This is a genomic window from uncultured Candidatus Puniceispirillum sp. (assembly GCF_963979125.1).
GTDB lineage: Bacteria > Pseudomonadota > Alphaproteobacteria > Puniceispirillales > Puniceispirillaceae > Puniceispirillum.
Window position 1 is genome coordinate 1 of record NZ_CAXBVX010000127.1, and the last position, 4,861, is coordinate 4,861.

Here is a 4,861-nt window from a genome sequence, read left to right on the forward strand (position 1 = left end):
GTTCAAGGAACATGAAGGAAGCTACATTGTCGGTGTTGCCGCCGCCAAAGCGTCACAGACGAACAAGGTTGGCTTTATCGGCGGTATGGATATCGGCCCTATTAGTAGATTTGGATGTGGCTTTATTGGCGGTGTTAAAGCTGTCAATAGTAACATTGAGGTTTATCAGAACATGACCGGTTCAACACCTGCTGCTTGGAATGATCCTGCCAAAGGTGCTGAGCTAGCTCAATCACAGATAGATCGTGGTGCCGATGTTGTTTACCACGCAGCTGGTGGAACAGGTGTTGGCGTCATTCAAGCTGCAGCTGATGCTGGAAAATTAGCTATAGGAGTTGATAAAAACCAGAATGGCCTGCGTCCTGGAAGTGTCCTAACCTCTATGCTAAAGCGAGTTGATGTTGCGGCCTATGAAACATTTACCGATGCTAAAGCTGGTAAATTTACAGCAGGCCTCGTGACACTTGGTCTTGCCGAAGGCGGCGTTGACTGGGCAGTAGATGAATATAACGCATCATTGATTACAGCTGATATGAAAACGGCAGTTGAAAAAGCTAAAGCTGACATTATTAGCGGATCTATAATTGTTCATAATTACACTGATGATGATAACTGCCCTTACTAAAAAATTGTCACATTAGATATGACACAATCTAACAAAAACCCCAGCGGTGGACATAGTTCACCGCTGGCTGTTGAGCTTGCTGATATTACCAAAGCCTTTGGCACCGTGCGTGCCAATGAAAAGGTCAATTTGGCCGTAAAACAGGGGCAGATTCACGGTATTATTGGCGAGAATGGCGCTGGCAAATCAACCCTTGTCAGCATCCTTTACGGGTTTTACCGCGCCGATTCAGGCGATATTTCTATTAATGGTAAGCCGGTTGACATCGGCAGTTCGGCTGATGCCATTGCCAATGGTATCGGCATGGTTCATCAGCATTTCATGCTGGTGCCCAATTTCACCGTGCTTGAAAATATTATGCTGGGGCATGAAGGTCATGCCCGGCTTGACACGGCCGCAACCCACGCCCGAGCCGAACTGCAAACATTATCCGACACATACGGGCTGGCGGTTGATCCGGACAGTCTGATCGAAAACCTGCCGGTTGGCTTGCAACAGCGTGTCGAAATCCTCAAAGCGCTGTTTCGCGGTGCCCGTATTCTGATTCTTGACGAACCGACTGGTGTTTTGACGCCGCAGGAAACCGACCAGCTTTTTGACATTCTGAATGCCTTGCGCGATCAGGGCGTCACGATCCTGTTCATCACGCATAAATTACGCGAAATCATGGCAATCACCGATACCGTATCCGTCATGCGTCAAGGTCAAATGGTTGCGCATCTAGAAACCGCTTCGGCAAGTCCGGCAAAGCTGGCTGAATTGATGGTGGGGCGCAAGGTTCTGCTTGATGTTAATCATACCACCGCGACGCCTGGCGATATTTTGCTAACCGCCGATCATCTATATTGTGCTGGTGATTCGGGGGAAGTACAGCTAAAGGATGTGTCCTTTGATCTACGCAGTGGCGAAATTGTCGGCATCGCAGGCGTTTCGGGCAATGGCCAATCCGAACTGCTCGATATTCTGGCAGGCATCCGCCCACCCCAAGCTGGCAACTTTACCTTTGCAGACCGCAAAATCGATGCGACGCATCCGCTAGGGCCTGCCGCTTTACGCGATCTTGGCATTGCGCATGTGCCTGAAGACCGGCATCGCCGCGGCATCGTGCTGAATTTTTCCGCCGCCGAATCGATGCTTTTGGGGCATAGCGATAATAAAGGCGATGATAACTTTAGTAATAATTGGTGGGGTGACAGCTGGTGGCTTGATCCGAAAAAGCTGGCCGCGCATTGTGCAACACGGATGCAGGCCTTTGACGTACGCCCACCTGATCCTGATTATGTCAGCGCCAATTTTTCTGGCGGCAACCAGCAAAAACTTGTTCTGGCGCGTGAAATCTCAACCGAACCTACCTTGCTTCTGGTGGGTCAGCCCACGCGCGGCGTTGATATCGGCGCGATTGAATTTATCCACCAACAACTGATCGAACTGCGCAATCGTGGTTGCTGTATTTTGCTGGTTTCGGTCGAGCTTGAAGAAATTATGAGCCTGTCCGACCGCATTCTGGTGATGAATGATGGCGGGATCGTCGGCGAAGTCGCGCGCGCTGATGCCGATGAACAAACCCTTGGCATGATGATGGCAGGCATAGCGCCAAACAAAGATGCAAACACCAAGACTGGACAGGCGTCATGAATGTGCAAAAACCATTACCCCGCTGGGTTGATATCGGTCTGATTCCAGTCATCAATGTATTGGTTGCGCTTTTTGTCTCGGGCATCGTTGTCGCCTTGATTGGCGAAAATCCCTTTGTCGCGATGATGGTGATGGTCAAAGGCGCCTTTGTCTATGATGGCAGTCTTGGTTACACCTTATATTACGCCACCAATTTCATCTTTACCGGATTGGCGGTTGCGGTCGCCTTTCATGCCATGCTGTTCAATATCGGCGGCGAAGGTCAGGCCTATCTTGGCGGTCTTGGTGCAGGCCTGATCTGTCTATGGATGGACAGCTTCCTACCCGCATTATTGTTGATCCCGCTGGCGATCATGGCCTCTGCCGCCTTTGGTGCCCTATGGGGGGTGATCCCGGGTTATCTTCAGGCCAAACGTGGCAGTCATATTGTGATTACCACAATCATGTTCAATTTTCTGGCAGCGTCGATCATGGTGTCACTGCTGGCAGGGATGCTCAAATCGGGTGGGCAGATGTCACCCGAAACGCGCGCTTTCACCGATGCCGCCAGCTTGCCGATGATTCATGAAATTCTGCAAGGTCTTGGCTTTGACGTGGCACGTTCACCTTTGAATCTGTCCTTTGTGATTGCTTTGCTTGCCTGTGTTGGTGTCTGGGTGCTGATCTGGCGCTCACGCCTTGGCTATGCAATCCGCGCCGTTGGCCAAAGCCCCCAAGCGGCGCAATATGCGGGCATTTCAATCGAACGCATCATCATCATCACGATGGCGATTTCGGGCGGGCTGGCAGGCTTGATGGCGATCAACGAAATTCTGGGTGTGCAACATCGGGTGATTCTCAACTTCACGTCGGGCTATGGCTTTACTGGTATCGCGGTGGCCTTAATGGGGCGCAACCATCCTTTTGGCATCATTCTGGCCAGCTTGTTATTTGGCGCGCTTTATCAAGGCGGCGCCGAACTTGATTTTGAATTTTCGACCATTACCCGTGAAATGGTGCTGATGATCCAAGGTCTGATCATCCTGTTTTCGGGCGCTTTATCCTTTATGTTCCAGAAACCTCTGCAACGGCTATTTTCAAAGCTGGCAACAGACGACAAAACGGAGGCGGCGCATGGTTAATCTGGGAGCCGATCTCTGGTTACAATTTATTCTGGCACTTGATGCGACCTTGCGCGTGGCGACCCCGTTGATTCTATGTGCAATGGCGGGCATTTTTTCCGAGCGCGCCGGCATCATCGATATTTCGCTTGAAGGCAAGATGCTGCTTTCGGCCTTTACCGCCGCCGCCACCGCCAGCTTGATGCATTCACCTGTTCTGGGCTTGCTGGCAGGCATCACCGTTTCGGTTATCTTTTCGATTATCCACGGCTTTGCCTGTATTACGCATCGCGGCAATCAGGTTATTTCCGGACTGGCGATCAATATTCTGGCATCGGGTCTGACGGTAACTGTCGGCATCGCTATTTTCCGCCAGGGCGGGCAGACGCCAAACCTTGCCCGCGCAGATCGTTTTGCCCCTACCGAACTGCCCTTTGTCGATTTAGTGAGCCATATACCCTTTATCGGCACAATCTATCGTGAACTGATCTCGGGACATAATATCTTGGTTTGGGTTGGCTTTCTGGCGGTTATTTTCACCTCCTATATACTCTGGAAAACCCGCTTCGGCCTTCGTTTGCGCGCGGTTGGCGAAAAGCCCGAAGCTGTTGACAGCGCGGGCATTTCGGTCAGTCTGCTTCGTTATAAAGCGGTGATTATCGCGGGTGTTTTATGCGGCATTGCGGGTGCCTATCTATCCACCGCGCATGGTAGCGGCTTTGTCCGCGAGATGACCGCCGGTAAAGGCTATATTGCTTTGGCGGCGATGATCTTTGGCAAGTGGCAGCCACGTGGTGCCTTGCTGGCTTGTTTGTTATTTGGCTTTCTCGAAGCGATTGCCGCGCGCCTGCAAGGTGTCGAATTGCCGCTTATTGGCGCCGCACCTGTCGAATTGATTCTGGCAATGCCTTATCTGATGACGGTCATTTTGCTGGCAGGTCTTGTCGGGCGGGCGGTGCCACCGCGGGCCATCGGCCAGCCCTATATAAAGGAACGCTAGATGGCCACGCACACCCCTATCTCTGACAGCACGCTTATCGCCGCGGCCATTGATGCCATGACACGTGCCTATGCGCCCTATTCGGATTTTGCCGTTGGTGCGGCGCTTCTTGATGAAAACGGGCAGATTCATTGCGGCGCGAATGTTGAAAATGCTGCCTATCCGAATGGTATTTGTGCCGAAACGTCGGCGATTGCCATGATGGTCAATGCTGGCGGCACTCATATTGAACGGATTGCTGTGGCAGGTGGGTCTGAAGATGGTGAAATCCTGTGTACACCATGCGGTGGCTGTCGTCAGCGGATCCGCGAATTTGCCGCGCCAGATACCATCATCATCATCGCCAATCCTGGTGGCGAACAGCAACGCTTTACGCTGGCTGATTTATTACCGCATAGTTTCGGCCCCGAAAATTTGTCCTAGCATCATCCAATCAAGCGCAGCGCAGATTGATAAGATGATCGCGGCATGAATCAAGCATCATCCAATCGCAGCGAAGCG

5 protein-coding genes are annotated in these 4,861 nt (G+C 51.8%); all 5 read left to right on the forward strand.

The features are described from left to right. A partial coding sequence (locus ABNT28_RS09985; protein WP_348721510.1) for a BMP family ABC transporter substrate-binding protein occupies positions 1-625 on the forward strand: 625 nt, incomplete at its 5' end. Between the two features lie 18 nt (positions 626-643). Beyond that, positions 644-2,260 carry an ABC transporter ATP-binding protein gene (locus ABNT28_RS09990; protein ID WP_332924271.1) on the forward strand — a complete coding sequence of 539 codons (1,617 nt, stop codon included), beginning with the start codon at positions 644-646 and terminating at the stop codon, positions 2,258-2,260. Then, positions 2,257-3,381 (forward strand): ABC transporter permease, encoded by a 1,125-nt coding sequence (locus ABNT28_RS09995; protein WP_332924272.1) that lies wholly within the window; start codon positions 2,257-2,259, stop codon positions 3,379-3,381. The genes ABNT28_RS09990 and ABNT28_RS09995 overlap by 4 nt, the downstream gene beginning before the upstream one ends. Further along, complete coding sequence (locus ABNT28_RS10000) at positions 3,374-4,360, forward strand: ABC transporter permease (protein WP_332924273.1); 987 nt, start codon at positions 3,374-3,376, stop codon at positions 4,358-4,360. The genes ABNT28_RS09995 and ABNT28_RS10000 overlap by 8 nt, the downstream gene beginning before the upstream one ends. After that, positions 4,361-4,783, forward strand: a complete 423-nt coding sequence (gene cdd, locus ABNT28_RS10005; RefSeq protein WP_332924274.1) for a cytidine deaminase — start codon at positions 4,361-4,363, stop codon at positions 4,781-4,783. Positions 4,784-4,861 lie beyond the last annotated feature (78 nt).

Bases quoted from the DNA above. Each gene is read 5' to 3' on its own strand.
- ABNT28_RS10000 (WP_332924273.1), top strand. From the start codon at position 3,374: ATGGTTAATCTGGGAGCCGATCTCTGGTTACAATTTATTCTGGCACTT.
- ABNT28_RS09990 (WP_332924271.1), top strand. From the start codon at position 644: ATGACACAATCTAACAAAAACCCCAGCGGTGGACATAGTTCACCGCTG.
- ABNT28_RS09995 (WP_332924272.1), top strand. From the start codon at position 2,257: ATGAATGTGCAAAAACCATTACCCCGCTGGGTTGATATCGGTCTGATT.
- cdd (WP_332924274.1), top strand. From the start codon at position 4,361: ATGGCCACGCACACCCCTATCTCTGACAGCACGCTTATCGCCGCGGCC.